The following is a 26,695-nucleotide window of genomic DNA, read 5'->3' as shown; positions in this document are numbered from 1 at the left end:
TGGTGTACCACGACCGCAGCAGAAAAGCAAGCCGCTTGGCCCCGCCGCGAGATTTCCTGACGGTACGTTGCCCCCCTCCCGCCAACCACCGGACGTACACCGCCCCGAATTCGCCAGTTTCTCGCACGAACTTCCCCTATACGGTATGAAGGGCCGTGACGATGGTACTCCGCGCCGCTCGTCGCGCCGGCGCAATCGAGGCCAGCAGCCCGGCTGAAATCGTCAATCCGATCGCCAGGAGTACCGTCCCCGTCGGCAGTGAAAAGGGCGGCTGAAAACCGCTCAGGGCAGCGGTCAAGCGATTGTCGGACAATCCCAGGTGAACCCCGAGCGCCACCCCCGCCACCGCCCCGATGATCCCCAGAAGCAACGCCTCGCCCAGAACCAGGCGCAGGACCTGCGACTTCAGGGCCCCGACGGCGCGAAGCATGGCAATCTGTCGCGTGCGAATCTGCACGCTGATCATCATCAGGTTGGCCACCCCCAGCATCGCCACCAGCAGGAGAACCCCCGGCGTCCAGGTCATCGCCGCCAGACCCAGACGCACGCTGCGATCCACGCCCTCCTTCAACCTTCGAAGTGAACCGATCACCGCGTCCGGTCGTTGGAGCAGGTCTGCAACGGTAAGCAGCGCCAGCCTCTCCCGGAAAAGCGCCCAGCGATCCTCGGCCGACATCCCTTCACCGCCAACGCGTACGTAACGCAACGCCGCTGCAAAACGCCGCACCAGGTCTTCTGCTGCCTCGGAAAGTGGCACTGGATGGTCAGTCGCCGCCAGCCAGGATTCGAAATCCGGGCGAAGTGATTCGATCTCTTTCCCGGCCAGCGCCAGTTGTGGCTGCCAGCGAAGCATGGACTCCATCACGGCGTCCCGATCGCCCGGATCGGGCAACCCGCCGGCCTCCGTCGTGACGTCGAATTCCAGCGGCGCTTCCGTCCTGGGCAAGCTCATCTCGAATGTCACCATCGACACGCCGTCGAAACCCAGTTTCTCCGCCAGATCACGCTGCGTCCCGAGGAATGCGCTGGCTGCGGCGAATTGCATGTACGAGGTTGCCTGAAAGGCCGTGACCGCCACATCGAGCACCGGCGACTGCACGATGCCCGCAACTTCGAATGATGCCGCTCGCGATCCGACCCGTATGCGGACGTGGTCACCGACCTGAATGCGAAGATGATGCGCCGTCTGCGTGGGAACCAGCACCGCTCCGCCTTCGTCGATCCGTCGAAGCGCCGTTTCCCGATCGCCGTCGACAAACTCGATTGGCACGAGGTTCAGCAACTTGGCCGGATCACCCGCGACGAAGACGGGTCGCGTCAGTTGTTTCCAGAATCGTCCAATGATGGAATTGATCTGCGCGCCGCCGTCTTGACCTTCAACAACGACTTCGCAGTCGACATCGGTTGTGGTGGCCAGGTCCCTTACCCAGGGAAGCGCGCGAATGCGATCCACCCGATCCGCCGGGACGTACTCCGCCGCCCAGATAAAAGCGCCGGGCAGTCGCCCCGGAAAATCCCAGATGACCCGCAGCGACTCCGCCCCGAGCGACATGTAGACGATCTGCGAGAGCCCCACCATGAGCATCCAGCAGATGCCCGTGGCGCGCCATGGCGATCGCCCGCAGATCTCGGCCGAAACCAGTCGCGGCAGACGAAGCGCGGCACCGACCAGTCGCGAGAGTGGCGGCCCCAGAACGAGCACCAGCAGCGGCACGATTAGGACGTAGCCCAGGAAAATCGAACCGGCCCCTGCTGCAGCGGGAATCGGCTCGAGCCAGCTTTCCGGAATCTCGCCGCGCACGAGCAGCTCGTGCACCAGCAGCAGAAGGACACCGACAACCCCGCACACCGCCAATGGCCAGCGGCGCGCCGGACGCGATTCCGTGACGACCGCGGTCATGGGCGTCACGCGGGCCACTTCCACGAACAGCAGGAACCCGGCCACAAACGTCGTGACCAGTCCGCTCCCTGCGGCAAGTGCCATCCCCCAGGCACTGAATGCCGTCCGTTCCGCAACGAATCCCTTCAGCTCACTGACCAGATAGCTCATCGGAACCCCGGCGGCGATCCCCGCGAGTGTGCCCGCGACACCCAACGGAGCGAGTTCCAGCAGAAGCATCCCGGCGAGGCCCGCACGGGTCATGCCCACGCAACGGAGCATCCCCAGACGCGGCCTTCGTTCGAACAAACTCATGCTCATTGTCGTCAGGATGATGAAGAAAGACGTGAGCATGGCGACGAACGCCACGAGTGTAAGCAGAAGCCGCATCAGTCGATCGGCTTCCTCCAGCAGCGAGAGCCGCCCGGCTGTCGTTTCCACGTCGATCGTCTGACTCGCCGGAGCCGCCGCGATGATCTTCCGTACCGCCGCTTCCGCGTCCGCCAGCTTCTGCGGTGATGCGTCCTGCAGCTTGACGTCGATCGCATTCACGCGGCCGGGTTCATCGGTAAACGACTGGAGCTCATCAAGTGCGAGAAACAACTCCGGGTGTTGAAAATCGGCGACGCGCTGCCCGTTGAAAATTCCCACGACTTTCAGTGGCAGCGATGCCTCGCCCCGCGAACGCCGCAACTGGATCACGTCTCCCAGTGAAACCGACAGTCCGCGCGCAAGGTCACGCTCGATCACCGCTTCGCCGCCCCCGCCCTCTCTCAGGAAACGACCCTCGAGCTCCGGCCAGCTTCGGAAGTGCGGCTCGTTGACGGGGTCGACACCGCGCGCGTCGACCTCCCAGTCGCCGCGCGGCGCTCTGGATTCCGCGCCGTCCACAGAGGCGACGAGGCGACGCGTCAGGCGTGTGGTGACGCGCTCGACATTGGTCAATTGGGAAATGGGCCGCGCCAGGGAGGCATCCATCGCACCCCAGTGCGCACCGGCGGGGAAAACGGTCAGATGCGCCGCCCCGAGCCAGCGGCTGACCACCTGGTTGGTGATCATCCGGCGGGCCGTTTCGTAGCCGCTGGTGGCCACGACCAGACCCGCGACGCCCAGGGCCACGGACAGAACGATGGCACCGACCCGGATCGGGCTAGCCCGCCAGTTCCGCGTAGCGAGACGCCACATGGTGGACCTGCCGCTGTTCATCGGGTTCGATCTCTCCCGCGATTTGTCCGTCCTTGAGCAGAATGATGCGATCGGCGTTGGCCGCGCCGCTCGGCTCGTGGGTCACGGCCAGCAGCGTCCGCCCCCGTTCCCGAACAAGATCGCTCAACAGCCGCCAGATGGCCGCGCCGTTCCTTGAATCGAGATTACCTGTGGGCTCATCAGCCAGAATTAGCGCGGGATCGTTCATCAGCGCCCGCGCCACGGCAACGCGCTGCTGCTCGCCGCCGGAAAGCGCCGCCGGGCGATGTTGCATGCGATGATCCAGCCCCACCTCTCGGAGCAGCGCTTCGGCGTGCTCGCGCAGTTCTCTTTCGCCGCGCCCCTCAAGGGCCACAGGAAGAGCGACGTTTTCGAGCGCCGTAAGTTGAGGGAGCAGGTTGTACGCCTGGAAGATCACACCCAGGCGGCGGCGACGGAAAACCGTTCGCCGCCGGTCACCCATCGATGCCAAGTCGTTGCCCTCGACAAGAACGCTGCCACTCGTCGCATCGTCAAGCCCGGCTAGCAGGTGGAGCAACGTACTCTTGCCCGACCCGCTCGCCCCCATCACGGCCACGAATTCGCCCGCTGCGATGGAAAGCGACACGTCCCGCAGCGCGTGGACGGGTTCCTCGGCTGAACCGTAGGTCTTGCTCAGATGGGTGATTTCAACGGCATTGGCCACGCACGCGATTGTAAGGATCGAACCGGTCGCGGGCCACCAATAGAAAAACGCCCGGCCACAGGTTCATACCACTGCGGCCGGGCGCATCTCAGGCGATCGTCGAGCAATGTACGCCCATCGATCACGCAACATTCAGGGAGGTCTTCAATATCAAGCGCTGTGCGCTCGCTTTAGGCCAAGGCAACCTCGCGCGCCTCGCGGATGAAGTGACCGTCATCCATGAAGCCGTCGAAATCAGGGGCCGGGGCCATGGCAGCCGGAGCCAGCTTTTTCTTGCGGACGCGCTCCTTGGTCTCACTGGTATCGCGCCTCCGGCGATTGCTCTCGGTCCGAGTCGTGGTTTCGCGTTCACGCCGCTCGTAGGTCGGCTCCTCTCGCGTCGCACGCGTCTCACGCGTCTGCCGGACCTTCTTGTCCTCCTTCGGTCCCGTCTCGCGCGTCTTGCGCTCGGCCGTGGGATTGTTCTGGATCGTTACGCCCTCGTTCTCGGATCCGCTGAGCATGAACCATGCCCCGCCGGCGCCCAAGGCCGCAACGACCAGCACGATCACCAGGATTTTCACATTCTTGTTGGCCATATTCTGCACCTCCCATCGAGCGGACAGCCGGACTTCCCGCCGGTCCGCCGCGTCATCAGTCCAAGCCCTTTTCTTGAAGCGACGTCTCTATGGAGTGTAACGCTCGACTCGCGCTCGTTCCACCGAGTCGTCTCACGAAAACCAAACAGTGCTCCCTCTATGATCCCCAACACCATTTCGACGCCTTGGGACGGCGGAAGTTCTCGAAATCCCGATTCCAGCCATGAAGTTTCCGCGAGTCAGGCATCAATTCTATGTAACAACGTATTTAATTCAGTCCCAGTTTCCAATCTTCCGACTCAGTCCTCATCCGGGCTTGTCCGCCGTTGCTCGCTCCATTGCTTCTGTTAACCTCCGCTCGCGGCACGCAGCGTGCCGGTTCGGAAGCGGACAATAAGGAGCTTCAAGCATGATGCGAATCGGGCTGCGCGCCGGAACCTGCCCCACCTGGGACTTTGCGACCCTCATTTCCAAGGCGAAAGAGCACGGGTTCGACGGAATCGAACTCGACGTCGTGGGAAAAGAAGGCCATCTGCCCGCCGTGCCTGAACTCAACGGGCGCGCCGATGATACCCGTAACCTGCTTCAGCAGAACAATTTGCAGATCGTGGCCCTTTCACTCGACGTCGCCCTCGATGCCCGGGATGCCGGAGAGAACGCGAGACGAAGGGGTCTGATCGCCGAATACATGGATACGGCGGTCCGCGTCGGTTGCCCGGCCGTGCGAATCTCCGTTGGTCGCGTTCAGTCCTGGGACACGACCGACACGGCGTCCACGCGGATTCTGGGAAACCTGCTGAAGCTCGCCGACCAGGCGGCCTCGCTCGGCATCACCGTGATGGTCGAAAACGGGCACGAGTTTTCCGGCAGCGAAACACTCTGGTACCTGCTGGATGGTGTCGGGCATCCGGCGATCGCAGCATGCTGGAACCAGGCGCGTGCCCTGGTTCTGCGGGAGAGGCCGACCGTATCGATTCCGCGCCTTGGTCGCAAACTCGGCATGGTTCACGTCAGCGACGTGGCGCTGAACGAACGAAACATCCCGACTTCGTTCACGCGACTGGGCGAAGGCTCGGCTGAGATCGCCAAGCAGGTCGATCTGCTTCGCGGCGTCGCCTACGAAGGGTTCCTGGTCTATGACACACCCGCCAAAGCAATCGATGCACTGGGTGGCGCGGACCAGGTCCTGCCCCAGGCCGCTTCGTTTCTGCGGGAACGGATCGGGTTCCAACACGCCGTGCTGTCCGCCTACAAAGGGGACAAGAACGCACCCAAACTCGCCGCCCCCAGGCCTCTGGCGGAAGCCAAGTGACCATCCACCGGCACTCACCGGGTTGAGCACCGACGCCGCGCCCTCCATCCTTCAGTGGACGAACAGCCCCGCACCGGAGCCTGAAGCGCCATGCTCGACGGCCTGCTGAAAGAGAGGCTCGTCGCCGCCGCATGGTGGAGCCTCGTCGTGCTGGCGCTGGTCGCCCTGCTGGTCCTCCTGCGGATCACGCGGGCGGGCAACCGTTGGATTGTGCGCCTGACGTCGGTCGCTCTCGGGGTTTCGACCGGCGTCATGCTCTCCTACGTTGATCCGTCTTTCCCCAGCGCGTTTCTGCTGTTCGCGTGGCTGACGGCCCTTTGTTGCCTGGCCGTGTCGACGCTGCTCGCCGGAGAACGCTTCGCCGCTCGCCCCATGCTGAAGGTAGAACCCGCCCCGCCCGCGACGGGGCTGTATGTTGTCGGGGTCGTCGGGCTGTTCGCCGGCACGGTCTCCGGAGCCTGCGTCCTCTTCGTGCTCCTGCAACGGCTGCTGGAACTTGCTTCCGTGTTGCTGACCATTCGACCATGGTCGGGTGATCTTTCCGGCTACGGTCTGGAGGGCGTGTGGGTACTTTCCATCCTTCTGGCAGGAGCGGTGCTTGCCGGGTGGGCAACGCGCGATGCCCGGCTGTTGCTGGCCGTTTTCGCGCTGACGTGGGTCCTCGCGGCGTGGGTGTGCCTGCTGGAGCCGGTGCTGACCATCACACCTCGCGGTATCGTCCGCTATTCAGGCCGGTCCGTGGCACTCGCCGGCGTCATGGGCGTGATCGTCGGCGGATTCGGGTACCTGTACTCCTGGTGGCGGACCAGGCAAGTGAGCATGGTGACCGGTGAGCATCCCATGCCGCCGCCCGATATCACCGGTCGAAGGCGACAACTCGCCGGACAGATCGTGTCGCCGGTCTTTCGGGCGCTCCTGGTTGCGGCGGGATTGTCGTTGATTCTCCTTGCGTGGTATCACGTCGTCGTCGCCTTCGATTCCGCCGGACTTCCCCGACCGCTGCTGTTTCTGGCGCTTGCCGGATCCGCCTGCTTCGCTTCGGCCGGCTGCTGGGCGGCGTCGGATCGGGACGATTGGAGCGGCACCGCCGACACGGCCTTTGCCCTGCTCACCACCGCCGCAGCCTGCCTCGGCGTGGCCTTTCTGCCGGAGCTGCCCGAAACCATGGCCGAGCGCTATCCCTGGGTGTTCAACGCCCTGCTTGTCGCCATGACGTTTGCCGCCGGCATCTGGACGGGAATGGCCGAATACGGCGAGCGCCGTCGCGACCTGACTTCGGCGAGAACGCCGTCGCCAGAACGATGGATCGGCGCGGCACGGCGTTACGCATTTGTCTGCGTCATCCTGGCCTTGACCGCCGGCGGCATGATGTCCTTCTGGCCCCGCCTGCCGGCGATTGCCACGCCGGACTTCACGTTGGCCCGGATTACCGCCGGGTTCGGCGGTCACCTCCTGCTCCTGCTGGTGGCCTTGTGGATGGCGCGACGCATACGGACCCCGGCCTTCACGCTGCTGGTACCGCTGGTTCTCCTGGCCGCCGCTGGATTCATGCTCCTGCGCATGCTGCCCTATACACCGCGATTCGGTTAGACTGCCACATCCATGCAGCCGTGAGCTTGAGCACTACGGAGTGGATGATGCGGGCGGTCGTACAAAGGGTGAAAGACGCATCGGTGATCGTTGACGGCCGCGTGGCCGGGGCGATCGAACGGGGCCTGCTTGTCTACCTCGGCGTGGATCGTGACGACGGCGAAGCGGACATTCACTACCTGGTGGACAAGATCCGCCACCTGCGCATCTTCGCCGACGAGTCGGACAAGATGAACCTCGATGTGGTCCAGTCCGGCGGAAGCGTTCTGGCGGTCAGCGCGTTCACCGTTCAGGCCGACGCCCGACGGGGGCGCCGACCGAGCTTTGAGCAGGCGGCGGCGCCGGATCGCGCTTTCGTCATTTACCGGATGTTTTGTGACAAGCTCGCGTCACTCGGCGTCCGGGTGGCCCAGGGTTCCTTCGGCGACTACATGTCGGTCAGCGCCGTCAACGACGGCCCCATCTGCGTCCTGCTCGAATCGCGGCGGGCCTTCTAAGGCGGACCGCATCCAAAACGGATCTTCCGGCTTTGACCATTCACGCGCCGGGCTCCTGCCACGACCATCGGCCGGGGGAGGATCTCGCCATTTTTTTGGTTGAACCGGTTCGCTCAACTCGTTAGATTCGCCATTAAGCATCTGACCTAAGGGTCTGCGTCGGGGCCGGCGACCCTCGCCTTTCGAAAACGACTTAGCAGGGGAGAGCACCCATGAAGACCACGAACACGGTGGCCGCGCTGTCTCTGTTCACGCTCATGGCGGCGCATTCGTTCGGACAGCTCCCTCCCCCGCCGGTACCGCCGCAGAATCCCATCACGGAGCCCAAGCGAATTCTCGGAAAGATGCTCTTCTGGGAAGAGCAACTCTCCAGCGACAACACGATGGCCTGCGGAACCTGCCATCAGCCGTTCCGCGCCGCCAGTGAATTCCGTCCCGGCGTTCATCCCGGCATCGATGGACTCTTCGGGAATGCCGACGACGTCTTCGGTTCGCCGGGTGTCCCTCGAATCGACGCCACCGGGACGCCGATTGATGACTTCCTCTTCGGATTCGATCGCCAGGTCACGCGGCGCTCGGCGCAGACCGTATTCAACGCATTGTGGTCACCGTTGGCCTTCTGGGATGGCCGCGCCGGTCCTGCCTTCGTAAACCCGCAAACCGGGCAAACCACGATCCCCAACGGCGCGGCGCTGGAATCCCAATCGCTCGACCCTGTTCTCTCGGATGACGAAATGGCCCGAGAGAATCGCACCTGGAATGACGTGATCACCAAACTATCCTCGGTAACGCCCATGGCACTGGCAACGTACCTGCCCCAGGACGTGGCTGACGCCCTCATCGGGGATCCCGGCTACGCCGACTTGTTCGTCGACGCCTTTGGCACACCGGACATTACCGCGGAGCGAATCGCCTTTGCCATCGCTACCTACGAGCGTACGCTCGTTCCCGACCAGACGCCGTTTGACTTGGGTACTCTTTCACCGCAACAGCAGCAGGGCCTGAACGTGTTCCAGAATCCCGGCTCGCGGTGTTCGGTCTGTCATGCGCTGCCCTTCTTCACGGATCAGACCTTCCGCAACATTGGCTTGCGCCCCCTGGTGGAAGACACTGGCCGACAGGAAGTCACCGGTAACCCCGGCGACGCCGGTCGATTCAAAGTCCCCGGGCTTCGCAATGTCGGGCTGAAAAACACCTACATGCACAACGGCCGGCTCTCGTCGTTGGAAGACGTCGTGGATTTCTATCTGGGCATCAATGGGCAGCAGCAATTCCCGCAGAATCAGGATCCGCTCATTGCGGGAATAGCGATGCCCCCACCGGCGCGAATCGACCTGATCGAGTTCCTGCGCAACGGTCTCACCGATCCGCGGGCGGCCAACGAAACCTTCCCGTTCGACCGGCCGATTCTCGCCAGCGAGCGGGGCGACACCGATCGTGATGGTGATGTAGATTCCGACGACCGGACGGAATTCGAGATCTGCTTTACCGGGGCGGACGCGGGTCCCGTGGCGCCGGGATGCGAGCGCCACGACATGGACGGCGACCAGGACATCGACTGCGCCGATTGGGCACAGTTCGGACAGGCTTGGACCGATGGCGGCACACCGCCCGCAATCGCCGCCTGCGGGGTCCCAGGCGACGTCCCCACCGTTTCGGATTGGGGCTTGGCCGTGTTCGCCCTGCTCATCCTGAACGCCGGAACGATGGGGCTGCGACAAAGCGCCATTGCGTCGTCCCAGACACACACCTGAATCTGAATAGCGCAACACAATCTTAACAAGAAGACGACATTGCGCGGTCTTCGCAGAAGTTGTGGCGCCGTCGTCTTGCCGTTCGAACGGAATTGGATTATCACGCGGCGCGGTGGCGCGGGCCGAATTCTGTTCACGGCTACGACCGCCAGCGGATTGAGGCGTCTGACAAAAAGCATTCACCGCGTGGTCACGCCTCCAAGAACAGAGTTCAGGCGCGGCTCACTGTTCTGACAGAGGAGACCGGGATCGTGAATCGTCGACTCTTCGGTGGCATCGCCGCGGTCGGATTGCTGGTGTGGGGCGGATTCTACGTCTACGACGAGGCGCGCCCGCGGGTTGTCTCCGCCAACGCGACCATCACCGCCATTGATGTTCCCGCCCGTACCGCATCGGTTCAGTTCATTCATCCACGATCCGGCCGGAAAATGACGGTCTCGGGCGATGTCGCGCCGGATTGCGAGATCATGGTCGCAGGGAAACCGGCCAAGCTGTCGGATGTTCCCGTGGGAAGCATCGCGAAAGTGACGGCAATTCGGCACGCTGAAGGAGGCGCTACCGCAACGCATATCATCGTTGAAGACAAACCGCGAACGACGCCGGCGGAGGACCCCGAAGCGGCATCCTCCCCCGGCACGCCAACGCACTCCGGGGGTAACTCGTGAACGAACCCGGTTCCGCCTCTCCCGATTCCGGGGCGAGGTCGGCCGGCGCCCCACTGGTTCTCGGCGGCCTGCTTCTCGTCGCCGGGCTTCTCGTCAATCTCTGGTACCTGACCATCACGAATTACGATCTCGGCGGCGATGAGGCCCAGTACTGGGACTGGTCGCGGCATCTCGACCTGAGTTATTACAGCAAGGGTCCGCTGGTGGCGTACATCATCGCCGGATCGCGTGCCCTCCTTTCCGACTGGTCCGTTCGACTCACCGGAAGCGAAGTCCTTGCCGTACGCGTTCCGGCGACGCTGCTCTTTGCGATTACGACCGCAGGGATCTTTGTGCTCGGCTGGGTCACGACGCGGCGCGGGTGGATCGCGCTCGGGGCCATGGCCATCGCTTTCACGTTCCCGATCCTCGGTCTGAGCGCCGTCTTTATGACCACGGACGCCCCGCTGGCGGCCGCTTGGACTTGGACGCTGGTGTTCCTCGCGGCGGCGTTTCGGACCGGGCGAGCGGCACACTGGTTCGCAGCCGGATTGCTGACGGCAACCGGTATTCTGGCCAAGTACACCATGGTGCTGATCATTCCCGTGGTCGGACTCGCCATGCTGCTCGACCGAACGGCTCGCCGAAGACTCCATTCGCCGGGGCCGTACGTTGCCCTGCTCATCGGGCTTTGCGGCTTTATCCCTATTCTGATCTGGAACGCGCGCCACGATTGGGTGAGCTTTCGGCACGTGGCCGGGCAGGCCGGCGTGTCCGAAGGCACCGGATTGAACCCGATGGGGCCGGTGGAATTTCTGCTCGGACAGGCCCTGGCCGCCAACGTGGTGTGGTTTCTTGCGCTGATACCGGCCGTACCGGAGTTCTTTCGACGGCCTGTCTCCGAAAACGAGACGCATGATGCCACGTCCACTCGATTGCTCCTTGCAGCCATGCTGACCGTGTTCGGCGTTTTTCTCGCGTTCTCGTTCATCACGAAGATCCAGCCCAACTGGGCGGGCCTGACGTGGATTCCGGCGTGCGTCCTGCTGCCAATGCTATTGGGGCGACTTTTCGCATCGGGGGTGCCCAAACTTCAACGCAAGGCGCGAACGACGATTATTCTCGGCATTGCCGTCGGCGTGGCGATGGGCGTCGTTGCGCGACGAACTGAATGGCTCATGCCGTTGTTCGCGCGCCTGGCGAAAAATGCGCCCCCGTGGGAATTGACACCGGTAGCGAAGTACGACCCTACGGCCCGCCTTCGCGGATGGCAGGAACTCGGCGAGCGCGTGGGTCAGCAGATTGATCGGCTTCGGTCGCAGGGTGCCGAGCCGATCGTCCTCACGGACTACTACCAATTGGCCAGCGAACTCGCGTTTTACACGCCGGGAAATCCAACGGTGTACTGCCTGCAATCCGCGCTGGGGGATCGCCTGAGCCAGTATGACCTCTGGCCGAATCCAATCAGCGATCCGGTGCCTTTTCTCGGACGCCCCTGTGTCTACGTGGGGTCGATGAACCACCCGGAGTTGGTCGGCGAGGCCGGCGAGCGAGAAGGCGCACTGGAAGGCCTGGAGCTCGTCGAGACCGTGGAATACCGCGAAGACGGGCACACCGTGCGCGTCTGGCCGATTGCGACCTGCCGCGCGTTTCGCGGGTTCGATTCCGCCGCATTGCCATCGAGAGACAGTCGCTTCTAGGTCTGGCCTGGAGGCGCAACGACATGGGGCAGAACTGAAGATCATGTTGCCGACGGACGAACGCCAACATCCAAACCGTGCAGCCAGACGCTGGGTTCGCTGGTGCCAGTTCATCGGTGCGATGATCATTATCCTGGGACTCCTGGGACTGGATCGCTGGTTCTACGAGACCGTTTCGCTGCGCTTCAATACGCCGTCACAACTGGACGGCGATCTCTATCGCGTCACGCGGGTCTTCTGGATGGCCGTCCGGCTCGGCGGACACGTGATCGGGGTGGGATTGGCCTACGTCGCACTGATTACGCTCACCAAGCGTTCCGTCCGCGAGGCGAACGCGATGGTGATCAGTGTGATGCTTGTCACCCTCGCTGCTTACTTCCTGCAAAATCAGATCGGGCGGAGCCGTCCCGACTGGAACCCTTCGTACCTGGATTTCCACCCGACGCTTACTCCGGTGTGGGACCGTCATGGCGTGAGCTTCCCCTCCAATGAAGCATCGGTCGCATTTGCCCTGGCGTGCCTGCTTTCGCGCATGTTTCCCCGCCGGGCGCACATGTTTTGTGCGCTCGCCGTGCTGGTGGCAGCGGCCCGCGTGCTGGCGGGAGCGCACTACCTCAGCGACGTCGCAGCCGGAGCGCTCCTGGCCACGTCGCTGGCACCGTGGATGTACGACCGGGCACTGCGGACGCAGGCCGCCATCTGGCCGGGAAAGAGCCCGGTACCCTCCTCTCCGGACGACACCATGTCCAATGCGACCCCCTAGCCTGGAATCGACCGGCTATTGCGGCATGCGGACGTACAGCGACACGCCGCCAAAATCGCCAAAGCCGAGGCGCTTATAGACCTTGTATCCCGACGGGGATGACTGAAGTACACCGACGCGATAGCCGACTTTGAAAGCCTGGCGGAGCGGCTCGGCCGTGGCGTACGCACCGAGGCCCTTGCCTCGTTCCTCCGGGATCGTCGCAACGCAATACACGCCGGCGAGTCCATCGTGCAGGAAGATCATCGAGGTAGCCACCCACCGGCCGTCCTTGCGAACCGCGAAGTACTGGGTGGTCGCATCCGCCGACAGCCCGGCGCTGGTGCCATTCGGAGCGAAAACCCTGGCGACGACGGGTGGAAGTTCGTAACCGATGGCAAAGACGTCGGCCCATGTCCCTCCATCGGCGCCGTCGACCCGGAACAGTTCATAGCCTTGGGGCAGCGCCGTTTGGGGCATGCGCTCGATGTCGACAGCCATGGCGGGCATGGGATCGTGGGGCGCAAATCCCCGCTCGCGAAGCAGGGCGTCCACCGGCGCGGAGGCCTTTCCGGGGGTGAGAATCGCCGCCGGCGCCCCGCACGTGGAAAGGAGTTCCGCCGCGCGAGACACGCCATCCGGATCATCCCCGCGAACCATCAGGGCGAAGTTGCCAAAAGGGTGCGGAGCGCCGGTGATCATGCGGATCTGACCGGGCTCGTGCACGGCGCCGGCGCCCTGCAATGCCGCGCGGAAGGCGTCGACCATGTGCTGCTCAATGCGACGGCCGAGGCCCGGACCGGCGGCGGTGATGGAAGAAACCTGGTCAGTTGCGTTCATGGTGGCTCTCGACAAACGGGGTTACACGGGCTGCCGCCCGTGCGGGGGCCCAATTGCTCCCCAATAGATATAACGCGCATGGGCGCTCAGTCGGAACGACGTTTAAAGTGAGCGCCCCGTAACGTTGCGCGGCTGAAGCGCATTTAGGGAAGCATCCGGCCGGTGTCGGGCTCGTCCGGTCGGCTGCTGCGGCTAGCCCACCATTTCTCAGGCGTTGCGATGAGGCGCTGACAGAACTGCGCGTTTTATCTACTCAGCCGTGAGGAGTTTGCCTGTCCCGTGGCGGCTCAATGAATCCTGAATGAGCACAAGCACACCCGAGCGCGCATTGAATCCCGAAGAAGCTTCCACGGAATGAAAGAACAGTGAACGGGGCGAGGATCCGAATTTAATCGGCTGCAAGACGCCGGAATATACTCCAATACGTTCGTGCTCGATTGGAAAACACATTGCCATTGAGGAAAGGAGAATTTCCCATGTCGGCGGATATTCCTATGGAAGCTCGAAGTCATGAAAGAACCACGGCCGAAGTCCTGGCGGGCGAATCTCTCGGTGAGGGACTGGCGGCTGCGGGCGCGCTGGTGGTCGCCATTATTGGTCTGGCGGGCCTGTATCCTCTTCCACTGGCGGCCATCGCGACGATCGCCGTCGGCGGCGCACTGCTATTGGAAGGCGGTACCATCGCAGCGCGCTATCGTTCAATCCTCACGGAAACCGGAGGCGGGACGTTTCAGGCATCGGAACTGGGCGGCGGTCTCAGCTCGGAGATCCTGGGCGGCGCGGCCGGAATCGTTCTCGGAATCCTGGCCCTGTTGGGTGTGGGATCGATCATGCTGATCGCGGTGGCCACGATCGTGCTGGGCGGGGCCGTTCTGGTGGGAAGCGTGAGCGACGTCAAGCTGAATTCGGTGACGATTCACGGCACCCAGATGTCCGAGCAGGCGCGTGCGCTGGCCCGCAGCGGTGTGAGTGCCGCGGCGACGGCACAGGCGCTGGTGGGCGCCGGGGCGATCGTTCTCGGGATTCTGGCGCTGCTCAACAATTACCCGATGGTGCTGACCCTGACGGCCATGCTTTCTCTGGGTGGGACGCTGCTGCTGGCAAGCAGCGCGATCGGCTCGCGGTTTCTGGCCTTGCTGTCGCGGTCGTAACTTGAGTTTGAATAAACGGCGCTCGTGCCGGGCGTGGCTTCTCCATGACGTTCCTGGAGTCCGGCCGGGTGCCGTTGCGTTGAGGGTGACTTTGCCATCAATCGAGCGGGGGCGGCGAGGAGGGACTCTCGTCGCTCTCGCGCGCTAAATGGGTTGTACGGCACCCGGAAGATTCAGTCTCAGCAAAGCAACACATCCTTCCACTTGGCTTGGACCGCATCGAGGTTATATGCGAGACCACATTCGGGACACGTGTACTCGCCCGGGAGTCCGCTCAGTTCATATCCACAGTAGGTGCAGACCCTGTAATCGGCAACAAGCATACGGGTGCAGAGGTTGCGGAATCTATACGCTCCGACCGTGATGATCGCAAACATGATAAACAAGAACATTGCCAGATACAGCACAAAACTCCCTACGCCGGCACCGGAGAAGGGGCCCTGTTTTCCGAGTGAGCGAAACACAATCGCAACACCAACGAAGAAAAGAGGAAGAAGCAGAGGAGACCATCTGAAGCAGCGGACGAGACGAGCAAGCGGAAGCGGCATCTTCCTCGTGTCGCCGTGGATCAGGAGCCGGCGGAACTGCAACCAGGCAGTCACGGTCCCGTGCAAGCTGGCAAGAACACGAGTCATGGATGACGTCTCGCAGGGCCGCCGGGGGAATCACAAATCGACACCGAGCTTCGGGTGAGGCAGGGGCGTGGCACTTGGCGGCGAGCCGCCTGATTCAATAAAGGCCCGCCACTGCACCTCAAGATTGGCGGGTCTCGCCGTTCCGCACTCCGGGCAACGATCCTGATTCGGGAGAAGCGGGTACTTGCAGCGCCCGCACGGGACCTTGCCCGCGTTGAGTATCTCCCGAATCCGGCGCTTTGACCGCTGATCGAAGAGCCACTCGGCCGCTCTCACGGGAACCCAACCGATCGCACCAAAGGAAACGGATAGTGCAGGTATAAATATGAAGAACAGGGCCGCGGTAGAGGAGCCGGTCGCCGTCCTCCTCCAGTCGAATACCCAGGCGGCGTGAGTCAGCGCGATCAAGATCGTCGTGACGGCGGCGAAGGTCAGCGTGCTCCGTCTCGGGCGCCTGGCATGGGGTCGCTGCCAGATCGCCGCGGTTGCCAGGATCAGCGGCAAGAGGTTCCAAATGGCAAACAGGTGGAATCCTTCCGCATAGACGACCCATGCGGCGGTGGAAGCGATCAGGATTGAGCAGACAAATCGTGATGTCATCGCCGTTCGCGCAGGCCGAAGCCTGCGGCTCAGAAGAGGTGCGTCGGGGGACGCACCCGACGAAGATGGTCCGCAGGACGGACCCGACGAAGCATAACACGCCGCCGCTACCCCTTCATAAACTTCTCTGCCACCTCGACGAGTTCCTTCACGTGGCTGACGCTGCTGTCGAGCATCTTGCGCTCGTTGGCGTCGAGCTCGACCTCGATGACCTTCTCCACGCCCTTGGCGCCGAGCATGCAGGGGACGCCGACGAAGTAGCCGCCGATGCCGTATTCCTCCTTGCAGAAGGCGGCGCAGGGGAGGATGCGGCGCTTGTCCTTGATGATGGCCTCGGCCATCTGGACGGAGCCGGCGGCCGGGGCGTAGTAGGCGCTGGTGCCCATGAGCTTGACGATCTCGCCGCCGCCGACCTTGGCCCGATCGATGATGGCGGCGAGGCGGTCGGGCTTGATGAGCTGGGTGACGGGGATGCCCGCGACGGAGGTGTAACGGGGGAGCGGGACCATGTCGTCGCCGTGGCCGCCCATGAGCAAGGCGGTGATGTCCTCGACGCTGCAGTTGAGCTCCATGGCGATGAAGGCGCGGTAGCGGGCGATGTCCAGGCAGCCGGCCTGTCCGACGACGCGGTGCGTGGGGAAGCCGGTCTTCTTCCACGCGGTGTAGACCATGGCGTCGAGCGGGTTGGAGACGACGATGACGACGGCGTTGGGAGCGGCGTCGCGGATCTTCTCGGCGACGGAGCCGACGATCTTGACGTTGGTCTGGATGAGGTCGTCGCGGCTCATGCCGGGCTTGCGGGGGATGCCGGCGGTGATGATGACGACGTCGCTGTCCTTCGCGGGAGCGTAGTCGCCGGAGCCGGTGATGCGGCAGTCGAAGCGATCGATCGGTCCGCACTGCTGAAGATCGAGAGCCTTGCCGGCGGTCTTGTCCGCGAACTCGGGAATGTCGATGAGGACGACGTCGCCGAGTTCCTTCTCGGCCGCCCACACGGCGCAGCTCGCCCCGACATTGCCCGCTCCGACGACGGTGATCTTTGCCCGCTTCATGATGATCTCCTTGATCTGGCTGGAGGGTCCGCTTGGTACTTACGTCGGGGAATTATCTTAAGGGGAAAGGAAGAAGAAAGCCACGAAGCCACGAAGGGGAAGAGGAAGGCAGTAGGCAGTAGGAAGTGGCTGGACGGGTCCCGGAACCGGGGAATACCCCTGCGTCAGGAGACGGCTCGCACGTCCGGCGGGAGCAGATCCTTGATGGTCGCGAGGCGCGCCTGATGGCGGGCGAGGATCTCGGCGACAACACGCTGGGCCTCGGGCTCGCCGCTGAGCTGCGTGGCGGCCTCGGCGTAGGCGTTGATCAGATCCTCCTGGTTTTCGACGACGTGGGCGAGGGCATAGCTCGCCCCCCAATAGTGAAGCTCCGTGGCGCGGACGTCGACAACGCGCGGGGCGGGCGTACCGCCCAGGGCGACGATGAGCATTCCCAGTTGTGCCACGTTTTCGCGCGACTCGGCGGCAAAGTGGCGAAGGATTCGGCCTTGGCGCAGCGAAAGGCGGTCCACGAAGGTGCCGGCTTCGTCCAGCCGAAGTATGACGCAGCCCTGTTCGAGGCTGAGGAGTTCGTTGAGGATGTCGAAGGTCTCGGGCGGTGACATGGCGCGGCACTATTCTCTGGCAAGGGTAGCGATGGGCGCTGCGTCCGTCGCGCGGGCAACGTCGTACAGGTTGCGGGAAAACTGCTCCGTCCGCATCTTGACCGGCTGAGCGAACACGAACAGCAGAAGCAGCATGGCGGCGCAGAGCCCGGCAAGGGCTGTTCCGGAGGCGATACCCTCGAGCCGGGGCTGCTTGTCGTCTACGAGGGTCATCTGGACGACGACGCGCATGTAGAAGTACAGGCTGATCAGCGTGTTGAGCACCGCGACCACGACGAGGAACCAGCCGAGCACCGACCCGGTGGACCCCAAGGCGACAAGGATCCACCACTTCCCCAGGAACCCGGCCAGCGGCGGCAAGCCGACAAGTGAAACCAGGCAGATCACCATGGCCACGGTGAGCCCGGGAGCACGGCGGATCAGGCCGGTGAACGCGGAAAGTCGATCAGAGCCGGTCTGCCAGTTGACCACGGCCGTAACGCCGAAGGCGCCGAGGTTCATGAAAAGGTAAACGACGATATAGAACAGCAAGGCGTTGAGCCCGGCGGTCGCGTTTTTGGTCGATGGGTGCAGGAAGACAGCGGTAGCCATCATCATGTAGCCCGCATGGGCGATGGATGAATAGGCCAGCAGGCGCTTTACGCTGGTCTGCATATAGGCGGCGAAGTTGCCGAGGGTACAGGTAATGGCGGCAATGATGCCGATGGTCCACGCCAATGGGGAGAGCAGCGAAATCTGCACGGGATGTTCGGCTGCGCCGCAGAACATGGCCACGAGACGCCCCAGGAGAACCAATCCGGCGGCCTTGCTCACCACGCTGAGCCAGGTGGTGACCTCGATGCGCGCCCCTTCAAAGGCGTCGGGGCACCAGAAGTGGAAGGGCACGGCCGAGATCTTGAAAGCGATGCCCGCGAAGAAACAAAGCAACCCGGCGAAGAGCAGAAGCTGCGTCGAACCGAGGGCGACGTGGCGAACCGTGTAGTGGGCGACTTCCGCGACACTGAGGCTGCCGGTGAGCCCGTAGAGGATGCTCACACCGTAGAGCATGATCGCGGCGCAGGCGGCGCCGAAAATCATATATTTGAGGGAAGCTTCCGCTCCGCGACGGTCGCGCTTGTCGAAACCGACAAGGGCGTAGCTGGGAATCGACGCCGCCTCGATGGCCACGACGATCATGAGCAGATTGGCCGTGCTGGCCATCAAGACCATGCCGACCGCACTGCCCAGGAGCAGAATGAAGAACTCCGGCGCGTTGCGCTCCGTATCAGCGGGTCCCATCCGCCAGAGCCAGAGAATGGCCGCGGCGAAAACGAGCAGGATGATCTGGAAGGCAACGGAGAGCGGATCGACAATCAGCAGACCGGCGCTCGGATCGGTAGAGAGAACGCTGACGCCGCCGCCGGAAACGCTGGTCGCCACGCGCAGGGCAAGAACCAGCGCGACGAGGATGCCGACGGAGGCAATGTTTGCGGCCAGACGCGGCCCGCGACCGAGGATGATGGGCGCGGTCACGATGAGCAGCATCGTTACAACGAGGGAAATGAGCGGCGAGAAGAGAAACAACTCGCGGCCGACGTCGATGCCCGACCAAGGTCCGGATTGAGCCAGTACGTTCGTCAATGCGTTCGTCACCTGCGCCTTGCTCTTAGCACTTGTCGATCCACCACCGCTGAGGCGGGGGATCACCCATCGTAGCTATCCCACCATTCCTGCCCAATGCGTCACATGGCTGAGCATCAGTTCCAGCGTGCCATTGGTGTAATTGAACACGGTTTGCGCCGGAAAGATCCCGAGGACGATACATAGCACGGCCAACGGGATGAGGATAAACGTTTCCCGCGGGGAGGCATCGGGATAGTCCGTGTATTCCGGTTTCTCCACGCCCAGGTAGACGCGGCGAATCAGCCAGAGGATGTAGCCGGCGGTCAGAATCACGCCCGCCGCGGCGAGAATCGCCATCGGCGCCGCCCAGGCGAAGTGGTTCTTGGCAGCAAACGTCCCGAGAACGACCCAGACCTCGCCGATGAACCCGCACAACCCCGGTAACCCGAGCGACGCGAAGAACCCGATCGTGGCCAACGTGCCGTAGCGCGGCATGGTGAGCCACAACCCGCCGAAGCGATCGATCACCCGGTGATGAGCGCGGTCGTAAATCACGCCGACAAGGAAAAAGCACATCGGTGAGCTGATGCCGTGGGCGATCATCTGGAACATGGCCCCTTGCAGGGCCGACTGGTTCAAGACGGCGACGCCCAGCAATACGTAGCCCATGTGCGAAACCGAGCTATAGGCCACCAGCTTCTTGAAGTCCGTCTGGGCCATGGCGCACAGAGCGCCATAGAGAATGCTGACGACGCCGACGATGGCCAGCGGATACGCCAATGCCTCACCCGCCGTGGGGAAGATCGGATAACACAATCGCAAGAAGCCGTAGCCGCCCATCTTCAGGAGCACACCGGCCAGGATCATGCTGATCGGCGTCGGCGCCTCGACGTGGGCATCGGGCAACCATGTATGGAACGGAACGCTGGGAAGCTTGATGGCGAACCCGATGAACAGAAACAGGAACATGACCGGGGCAAACTTCAGCCCAAGGAAGGTCGTACCCGCCGAAGCGAAATGCTGCTGGATCACCGGGTTGGTGGCGAGTTCGATCAGATCGAACGTCCCCTGGGAGATCATCACGCCCGGACGATAGCCGCTCTGCACGCCGTCCAGCCCGGTGAAGCTCATCTCCGCACCGATGGCCGCACCGCTGTAGAAATACATCGCCACCAGGGCCACGAGCATCAGCACGGACCCAGCCAGGGTGAACAGGAAAAACTTGATGGCGGCGTATTCCTTCCGCGCTCCGCCCCAGACCCCGATGAGGAAGTACATGGGCAGCAGCATGACTTCCCAGAAGATGTAGAACAGGAAGAAATCGAGCGAGACGAACACGCCGAGCATGCCCGTTTCCAGCAGCAGGAAGAGCACGAAGTATGCCCGAATGCCCTTGTTGATTTTCCAGTGATCAAAATTCCAGCTTGCCAGGCAGGCCAGGAAGGAGATCAGCGTGGTGAGGATGAGCAGCGGAAAACCCAGGCCGTCGATGCCCAGGAAGTATTCGATGGTGAAGTTCTCGCCAACGATCCAGCTCGCGCGCTCCACGTGATGGAGCGTGCCGTAATGGCTGCCGAAGACTTCCAGTCCGCCGGGACCCCACCCGGCAAAGAACGTCCCGAACAACAGCAGCGACACGACGAATGTCACCGCCGTCGTCGCAACCGCCAGCACCCGAACCTGCTGCCGGGGCACAAAGAGACACAAGAGCGCCCCGATGGCCGGCAGGAACACGATCCACGAAAGCAGATGATCCATGATCGACTCACCCGCAAGAACAAGGGCTTCGTAGCGAAGCCCGCAACCCATGCCTCTAGTTCACAGCCGCCGCGACGGCCGACGTACTTCCGCTCAAATTCCACAACACGAGAACCAGCAGCACGATCGCCGCTGCGCCGGCCGCGAACAGCACGTAGTTGCGGATCCGACCCGTCTGCGGCTGACGCAGTGTGTTGCCGATGTCCCGTGCCGTCTTGGCGATGCCATTCACGATGCCGTCCACGCCGTGGAAGTCGAGAATCCAGCCGGAAAACATGGCCGCGCGAACCGTCGCTCCGGCGGCCAGATCAAAGATCGTGTCGAGCGCTCCGTCCAGCAGTCGCGCGATCCGCGACAGCAGCAGCCCGCCGCTGACGATGGCGAAGTCATAAAGCTCATCAAAGAAGTATTTCTTTTCCAGCAGCGTGTGAACCGGCCAGATCGCTCGGGCGATGGACTGGGCCAATCCGAGCCCGCGCGCGTAGATGGCGATCGCAATCGCAAAGCCCGCGATAAACGCGAACCCCACGCCGGTCTTGAGCCAGACGTGCGCAGCCTGGATCGCCGGAGTGTGGGCTTGACCGTCGAGGGCGAAGACCATCGCCGCCGCAGTGCCCTCTGGCGATGCCGCCGCGATCAACGGACGAAACAGGAAATAGCTCGCAACAAACGTCCCGACCGCCAGCACCACCAGCGGCACGTACATCAAGGGCATCTCGTGGGCGTGATGGTGGACGTGCGCGTCGCGGGGCTTGCCCGCAAAAGTCATCCACCACGCCCGCATCATGTAGAACGGGGTGACATAGGCCGTGATGAGCGCACACCAGAACATCCACGCGGGCAGCTCGGGAATGTTCTTGAAAATGACCGCCTTGTCGACGCCAACGCCGGGAGCCTCGTAGGCACCGTGCTCGGTTTCGAGCTCCCACACCGGGGGACGTTCCTCGTGAGCCGGTTCACGGGGAGCATGGCCCTGAGCAAGCCAAGGTGATTCGGCCTTCTTGTCCGCGCTTGCGAGGCGCGCCATCGACCGAGGAATGATCACGTCGTTGCCGTAGTAAGTCGTGCCCTCTCGAATGTCCTCAGGATGCAGCACATGGCCCGACGGGACGAAGGCTACCTCTGCATCTCTGGGCTGAAGCTCGGAATCGATTCCTTGAAAGCGGATTGCTCCGCCGAGGATGTTCTTTGAATCGGCAGGCGGGACTCCCCCCTGCACGTTCGGGCAGACTGAATCCCACGGCTCAGAAGTGGCATTGAACGACTGATCGACAACAAGTTTCACGGATGGCACCGCGCCAGCGCTTCCGTGCGCCTCGCCACTCGGCACGGTCCCGTGCCCGCCGCCGTTATGCTCCCCTTCTCCGTGTCCGACCTGGTGTTCCTCGAAGTCCGTCCAATGGAAGGCGCGGGCGTAGGCCACGGCCAGAATCTCATCCTTGCTGAAGAAGCCGCCCAGGCCGATCTTCGTCCCGGCGATGCCCGCGCCGGAAATAGCCAGCACACCGACAAAGAACGTCCAGCAGGTGACGGGCATCTTCTTCCGCAGCCCGCCCATCTTGCGCATATCCTGCTCGTGATGGCAGCCCTCAATCACCTGTCCGGAGCAGAGGAACAGCATGGCCTTGAAAAAAGCGTGCGTGATGAGGTGGAACAGGGCCGCGATCCACGCCCCGCACCCCATGCCGAAGATCATGTAACCAAGCTGCGAAAGCGTGGAGTACGCCAGGCATTTCTTGATGTCCGTCTGCACGATGGCCACGAGTGCCATGAGCGTGAGCGTCAGACACCCGATCGCCGCAACAAAGAGCAGCGCCTCCGGCGTCATCAGGCGGAAGACCCGTGCAACCAGATAGACACCGGCCGCCACCATCGTCGCCGCGTGGATGAGGGCGCTGACCGGCGTGGGACCGGCCATGGCATCCGGCAACCAGACGTGCAGCGGGAACTGAGCGCTCTTGCCCATCGCCCCGCAGAACAGCCCGATGCCCATGATCGTCGCAAGCGACAGACCCAGGAACGTGAAGCTGCTGGCGAAGATGCCCGTGCCGGCGATGTATTGATCGCGAAAGACCGTCGCGGCCTGGTCCAGATCGAGCGTGCGAAGTTGAAAGAAAACCAGCATCAACCCGATGAGGAAGCCGAAGTCACCGAAACGATTGGTGACGAAGGCCTTGATTGCCGCCCGCGAAGCATAGGGCCGGTCGAAATAGAAGCCGATGAGCAGGTAGCTGCACAGTCCCACCAATTCCCAGAAGATGAACAGGAACAGCAGGCTGCTGCTGATCACCAGCCCCAGCATCGAGAAGCCGAACAGTGACAGGTAGGCGAAAAACCGCGAATACTTGCTCTGGCCGTCCACTTCGTCGCTGTGGCCGGACATGTATCCCACGCTGAAGACGAAGATCCAGAAGGCCACGAACGTGACCATGAAGTACATGGCCACGGTGAGGGAATCGAGCTTGACGCCCACGTTGATGGGCACGCCGCCGAGGTCGGCCCAGTGGAAGCGGAGGGCATCGTGCGAGAGCTGCGCGGCCGTGCCGGCGTGGACCTCGCCCCACCAGCCGACGAGGACGTACGTCGCCAGGGCCAGAGGCACGCCCATGCCTAACGCAACCGCCAGCCAACCGGCCGCGGGCTTGCCCATCTTTGGCCCGAAGAAGACCAGCAGCCAGAAGCTCACCATCGGCGAAAGCACGCCGAGAGTGAGGAGAAGTTCATACGAATGGTCGGGCATTTCTTTTGTCAACTACGACAAGGGCTCTCAACGGCGTCGCACGGTGGGGCCTCTCACACGCCTCGTATTTAGCCCTGCAACTGCTCCGCCGCGTCCACGTCCACCGTGGAGAGATTCCGATACAGGTTGATGCAGATGCCCACGGCGATGGCCGCCTCGGCCGCCGCCAGCACGATGACGAAAAGCGTGGTGATCTGCCCGTCCAGACGACCCGCGCCCAGGTAGCGATCGAACGCCACCAGGTTGATTGCCGCCGCGTTCAGCACGAGCTCCACGCCGATGAGAATGCCCACCGCATTTCGCTTGGTCATCATGGTGAACAGGCCGGCGCAGAAGAACACGGCCGCGAGAATCAGGTAATGGGTCAGTCCGATGGTCAGCATCGTTTCGTTACGCTCTCACGTTCCTCCGAGTGGGTGCCCCATCCCTTCAGGGATGGGAGCTCGATTTCATTCGAGTCATCGCTCCCCCACCGCTGAAGCGGTGGGCCACCCGGCGCCACGTCCCGTCATTGCTCATTGTCGTCCTTGTTGCTGGTCCTCTCGTGCCAGGTGGGCCGCCCCCACCATCACGACCATCAGCAGCACACCGGCGATCTCGAACGGAATCAGGTACGTCGTCATCAACTGCCGACCGAAGTCCGCCACGGACGCCCCCGGTGCCGACTCACGCACCTCGGGCCAGGCCGTATACACAAAGCAGATGCCCAACGTGACCAGCAACAGCAGGCAGACCATGGCCGCCGCGAAGATCTCGCCAAAGCGCGCCTCGAACCGGACCCACGGCGACTTGCTCGTGAGCATGACGCCGAAGATCAGCAGCACCAGCGTCCCGCCTGCATAGACAATAAGCTGAATCGCCGCCAGAAAATTGGCCGCCAGCAGGAAGTACAACAATGCGACGCAGCCCAGCGCACCGAACAGCCATACGGCCATGCGGACGATGTTCCGCGAGATGCACACGCCCAATGACGTAACCACCGCGGCCGCCGCGATAACGTAGAAGAAGACCGCTTCCCAGACGCCGCCCGCGACGGCCGAGGTCACACCGGCACCGTCGCCGGGCATGCGCGCACCATGGACGATCACACCCATCGGCTCCGGTGGTTCCAGGCTCGTTTCATTCGTAGCGGGCGTTTGCGCTTGTGCAACGACAGCAGGCGCAGCCGCGAAGACGCCTGCCGCGGCGACAAGCATGAAAATCAGACATTGTCTGGAAGAAACTGCCATGATCGTGTCACAAAACACTACCCGCCCGGGAGCGGATCGACCACGAGGTTCCCCACCAACTTCCGCCTGTGGAAGAATCCCCATGCTGCGATGATCGAAAACGCCGCCAGGAACAGCATGCCGACTACGCCCAGAATCACATTGATAACGCCGTCGAAGATGTTCCAGCCGCTGCTCCCCGCCTCCGACGCCCAGATCCACAGCGTCGAGCCGAGCAGCAGGATCATGGTCAACGGCAGCAGCACCTGCACGCACGCATAGAGCACCTGGTCGATACGAATGCGTGGCAGCGTCCAGCGCAGCCAGATCTGCACGTAGAGCAGGAACAGCGTCTTGACCAGGAACCAAACCGGCCCGGAGAAGAGCAGGCCGTTGATCGCACGGGTGAAGATGTTGTTGCCCAGTGATTCCGTCACCGACGCCGCCCACGCCACGGGTAGCGGCGAGTTCCAGCCGCCGAGAAAGAGGATCACCGCCAGTCCGCAGACCACAAACATGGCCGCGTACTCGGCGAAGAAGAACAGCGCCCAGCGGAAACCCGAGTACTCCGTATGGAAGCCGGCAACGAGTTCGCTCTCGGCCTCGGGCAGGTCGAATGGCGCCCGCTTGCAGCTTGCCAGTGATGCCACGTAGTACGCCACGAACCCTCCGAAGGCGAACGGATTGGAGAACGCAAGCCAGGAGAACCAGCCGCCCGTCTGCGCCTCGCCGATACGGCTGAGGTTGAGCGTGCCCGCCAGCAGAACGGGGATGAGCAGGGCCATGCCCATGGGAATCTCGTACGAGACCATCTGGCAGGCCTCGCGCATCGCACCGTAGACACTCCATTTGTTGTTCGATGCCCACCCAGCCATGATCACGCCGACGACCTCCACCCCGAGCACGCCGAGGATGAACACCAGGGCGACGTCCAGCTCGCGGAAGACGTAGGTCACACCCATCGGCAGGGCGAGAAATGCCACCATGGTGGGCACGATGGTCAGGTACGGAGCCAGCCGGAACAACGGCTTATCCGCTTCACCGGGTATCAGGTCTTCCTTGAGCACCAGCTTGATGCCGTCGGCAAAGGACTGGGCCCAGCCGTGCCAGCCGCCCACGCGCATCGGCCCGAGGCGCGACTGAATCCGCCCGGCGACTTTGCGCTCCCACCAGATCAGAAAAACCGGCACGATATTGAACAGGCCTACCAGTGCCAGCAAGGCGATCACATCTCGAACCAGGGCGAACTGAAGCGGCCAGATGACGACCGCGAGCCAACCCGGCATCCATGGGGCGCCGTTTTGAATGGCATCCAGCGTGAGCGGCCCGCCGAAGTAGGTCCTCGCTGCATACCCCCCGGTCGCCTGGACAAGGTCAACCGTTACCCATTCGCACAATACAAAGACAAGATAGACAAGAACACCGGTCCCCAACACCGCGACAATGAGGATGGGAAGCGCGAAGCGGTAGAGCAACGCACCCCATGTTCGCCATGTGCTGAAAATGAACAGCGCCAGGAATGCGAGCAGGCCGGTGAGCGCGGGGGCGATGGCCAGGAACAGCGTGCCAGCCGGATGCCCACCGAGTAACAGGCGGTTTACACCGTACCCGACAACAGCCAGCACCAGCAGACCGACGCCCGTGGCGACAGCCTTACCGGGGAAACCGTAGTCCGTCGCCGGACGAGATTGCCACGGAACCGTAAACTGCGTCACCAACCAACTCCGCCAAGGCCGACCACGCCAAGGACCTCGTCGAGGGAGAATCGAATACTAACGATGCCGCCGCCGCATGCAAAGCGCCGCCTGCGGCGCGACGGTGGGTACAGGCAACCCAAATACCACCGCAGCCGACCAGCGATTCCCTCCGCTTCGACACGGTGTCCTCCGACCGGCCGAGTTCCCTCTGCAAATTCCA

22 protein-coding genes are annotated in these 26,695 nt (G+C 63.0%); 8 read left to right on the top strand and 14 right to left on the bottom strand.

Annotation, left to right across the window (positions count from 1 at the left end):
* Window positions 1-136 precede the first annotated feature (136 nt).
* The 3 genes from J5J06_00855 to J5J06_00845 all read right to left on the bottom strand — a co-directional run bounded on the left by J5J06_00855 (window position 137) and on the right by J5J06_00845 (window position 4,348).
* Window positions 137-3,085, bottom strand: coding sequence for an ABC transporter permease (locus tag J5J06_00855; GenBank protein MCO6435620.1), 2,949 nt, complete (start codon window positions 3,083-3,085; stop codon window positions 137-139).
* Window positions 3,030-3,788 carry an ABC transporter ATP-binding protein gene (locus tag J5J06_00850; GenBank protein MCO6435619.1) on the bottom strand — a complete coding sequence of 253 codons (759 nt, stop codon included), beginning with the start codon at window positions 3,786-3,788 and terminating at the stop codon, window positions 3,030-3,032. The genes J5J06_00855 and J5J06_00850 overlap by 56 nt, the downstream gene beginning before the upstream one ends.
* A gap of 152 nt (window positions 3,789-3,940) precedes the next feature.
* The gene (locus J5J06_00845) at window positions 3,941-4,348 is read right to left on the bottom strand and encodes a hypothetical protein (GenBank protein MCO6435618.1); all 408 of its coding nucleotides are present in this window, start codon (window positions 4,346-4,348) and stop codon (window positions 3,941-3,943) included.
* Between the two features lie 409 nt (window positions 4,349-4,757).
* Here J5J06_00845 and J5J06_00840 point away from each other — a divergent pair, with 409 nt between their 5' ends.
* The 7 genes from J5J06_00840 (at window position 4,758) to J5J06_00810 (ending at window position 12,608) form a co-directional block, all read left to right on the top strand.
* Window positions 4,758-5,660 carry a sugar phosphate isomerase/epimerase gene (locus J5J06_00840; GenBank protein ID MCO6435617.1) on the top strand — a complete coding sequence of 301 codons (903 nt, stop codon included), beginning with the start codon at window positions 4,758-4,760 and terminating at the stop codon, window positions 5,658-5,660.
* Between the two features lie 90 nt (window positions 5,661-5,750).
* Window positions 5,751-7,250, top strand: coding sequence for a hypothetical protein (locus tag J5J06_00835; protein MCO6435616.1), 1,500 nt, complete (start codon window positions 5,751-5,753; stop codon window positions 7,248-7,250).
* A gap of 47 nt (window positions 7,251-7,297) precedes the next feature.
* Window positions 7,298-7,747 carry a D-tyrosyl-tRNA(Tyr) deacylase gene (locus J5J06_00830; GenBank protein ID MCO6435615.1) on the top strand — a complete coding sequence of 150 codons (450 nt, stop codon included), beginning with the start codon at window positions 7,298-7,300 and terminating at the stop codon, window positions 7,745-7,747.
* Between the two features lie 212 nt (window positions 7,748-7,959).
* Window positions 7,960-9,501: a hypothetical protein gene (locus tag J5J06_00825; GenBank protein MCO6435614.1), complete on the top strand. Its 1,542-nt coding sequence runs from the start codon at window positions 7,960-7,962 to the stop codon at window positions 9,499-9,501.
* Window positions 9,502-9,752: 251 nt separating this feature from the next.
* A complete protein-coding gene (locus tag J5J06_00820; protein MCO6435613.1) occupies window positions 9,753-10,166 on the top strand; it encodes a hypothetical protein in 414 nt (137 codons plus the stop codon).
* On the top strand, window positions 10,163-11,845 hold the full coding sequence (locus J5J06_00815) for a glycosyltransferase family 39 protein (protein ID MCO6435612.1): 1,683 nt from the start codon (window positions 10,163-10,165) through the stop codon (window positions 11,843-11,845). The genes J5J06_00820 and J5J06_00815 overlap by 4 nt, the downstream gene beginning before the upstream one ends.
* 43 nt (window positions 11,846-11,888) lie before the next feature.
* Complete coding sequence (locus J5J06_00810; protein MCO6435611.1) at window positions 11,889-12,608, top strand: phosphatase PAP2 family protein; 720 nt, start codon at window positions 11,889-11,891, stop codon at window positions 12,606-12,608.
* 15 nt (window positions 12,609-12,623) lie between these two features.
* On the opposite strand, the gene J5J06_00805 is transcribed toward J5J06_00810, so the two are convergent.
* Window positions 12,624-13,427, bottom strand: coding sequence for a GNAT family N-acetyltransferase (locus tag J5J06_00805; protein MCO6435610.1), 804 nt, complete (start codon window positions 13,425-13,427; stop codon window positions 12,624-12,626).
* A gap of 476 nt (window positions 13,428-13,903) precedes the next feature.
* Between J5J06_00805 and J5J06_00800 the strand changes: the two genes are divergently transcribed.
* Complete coding sequence (locus tag J5J06_00800; protein MCO6435609.1) at window positions 13,904-14,578, top strand: hypothetical protein; 675 nt, start codon at window positions 13,904-13,906, stop codon at window positions 14,576-14,578.
* Window positions 14,579-14,757: 179 nt separating this feature from the next.
* Here the strand turns inward: J5J06_00800 and J5J06_00795 are convergent, their stop codons facing one another.
* The 10 genes from J5J06_00795 to nuoH form a co-directional block, all read right to left on the bottom strand.
* The gene (locus J5J06_00795; protein ID MCO6435608.1) at window positions 14,758-15,213 is read right to left on the bottom strand and encodes a hypothetical protein; all 456 of its coding nucleotides are present in this window, start codon (window positions 15,211-15,213) and stop codon (window positions 14,758-14,760) included.
* 30 nt (window positions 15,214-15,243) lie between these two features.
* Window positions 15,244-15,813 (bottom strand): hypothetical protein, encoded by a 570-nt coding sequence (locus J5J06_00790; GenBank protein ID MCO6435607.1) that lies wholly within the window; start codon window positions 15,811-15,813, stop codon window positions 15,244-15,246.
* A 107-nt stretch (window positions 15,814-15,920) separates the two neighbouring features.
* Entirely contained in the window at window positions 15,921-16,865 is a 945-nt protein-coding gene (mdh, locus tag J5J06_00785; GenBank protein MCO6435606.1) for a malate dehydrogenase, read from the bottom strand.
* A gap of 164 nt (window positions 16,866-17,029) precedes the next feature.
* Window positions 17,030-17,470: a ferritin-like domain-containing protein gene (locus J5J06_00780; protein ID MCO6435605.1), complete on the bottom strand. Its 441-nt coding sequence runs from the start codon at window positions 17,468-17,470 to the stop codon at window positions 17,030-17,032.
* Window positions 17,471-17,479: 9 nt separating this feature from the next.
* On the bottom strand, window positions 17,480-19,102 hold the full coding sequence (locus tag J5J06_00775) for an NADH-quinone oxidoreductase subunit N (protein ID MCO6435604.1): 1,623 nt from the start codon (window positions 19,100-19,102) through the stop codon (window positions 17,480-17,482).
* Between the two features lie 63 nt (window positions 19,103-19,165).
* On the bottom strand, window positions 19,166-20,830 hold the full coding sequence (locus tag J5J06_00770; GenBank protein MCO6435603.1) for an NADH-quinone oxidoreductase subunit M: 1,665 nt from the start codon (window positions 20,828-20,830) through the stop codon (window positions 19,166-19,168).
* A 55-nt stretch (window positions 20,831-20,885) separates the two neighbouring features.
* Window positions 20,886-23,570 (bottom strand): NADH-quinone oxidoreductase subunit L, encoded by a 2,685-nt coding sequence (locus J5J06_00765; GenBank protein ID MCO6435602.1) that lies wholly within the window; start codon window positions 23,568-23,570, stop codon window positions 20,886-20,888.
* A gap of 68 nt (window positions 23,571-23,638) precedes the next feature.
* On the bottom strand, window positions 23,639-23,953 hold the full coding sequence (nuoK, locus tag J5J06_00760) for an NADH-quinone oxidoreductase subunit NuoK (protein MCO6435601.1): 315 nt from the start codon (window positions 23,951-23,953) through the stop codon (window positions 23,639-23,641).
* Window positions 23,954-24,085: 132 nt separating this feature from the next.
* Complete coding sequence (locus tag J5J06_00755; protein ID MCO6435600.1) at window positions 24,086-24,799, bottom strand: NADH-quinone oxidoreductase subunit J; 714 nt, start codon at window positions 24,797-24,799, stop codon at window positions 24,086-24,088.
* Between the two features lie 17 nt (window positions 24,800-24,816).
* Entirely contained in the window at window positions 24,817-26,493 is a 1,677-nt protein-coding gene (gene nuoH, locus J5J06_00750) for an NADH-quinone oxidoreductase subunit NuoH (GenBank protein ID MCO6435599.1), read from the bottom strand.
* Between the last annotated feature and the right edge of the window lie 202 nt (window positions 26,494-26,695).

This window comes from Phycisphaerae bacterium (assembly GCA_024102815.1).
GTDB lineage: Bacteria > Planctomycetota > Phycisphaerae > UBA1845 > UBA1845 > JAGFJJ01.
This window is presented reverse-complemented; position numbering and strand designations above follow the sequence as displayed.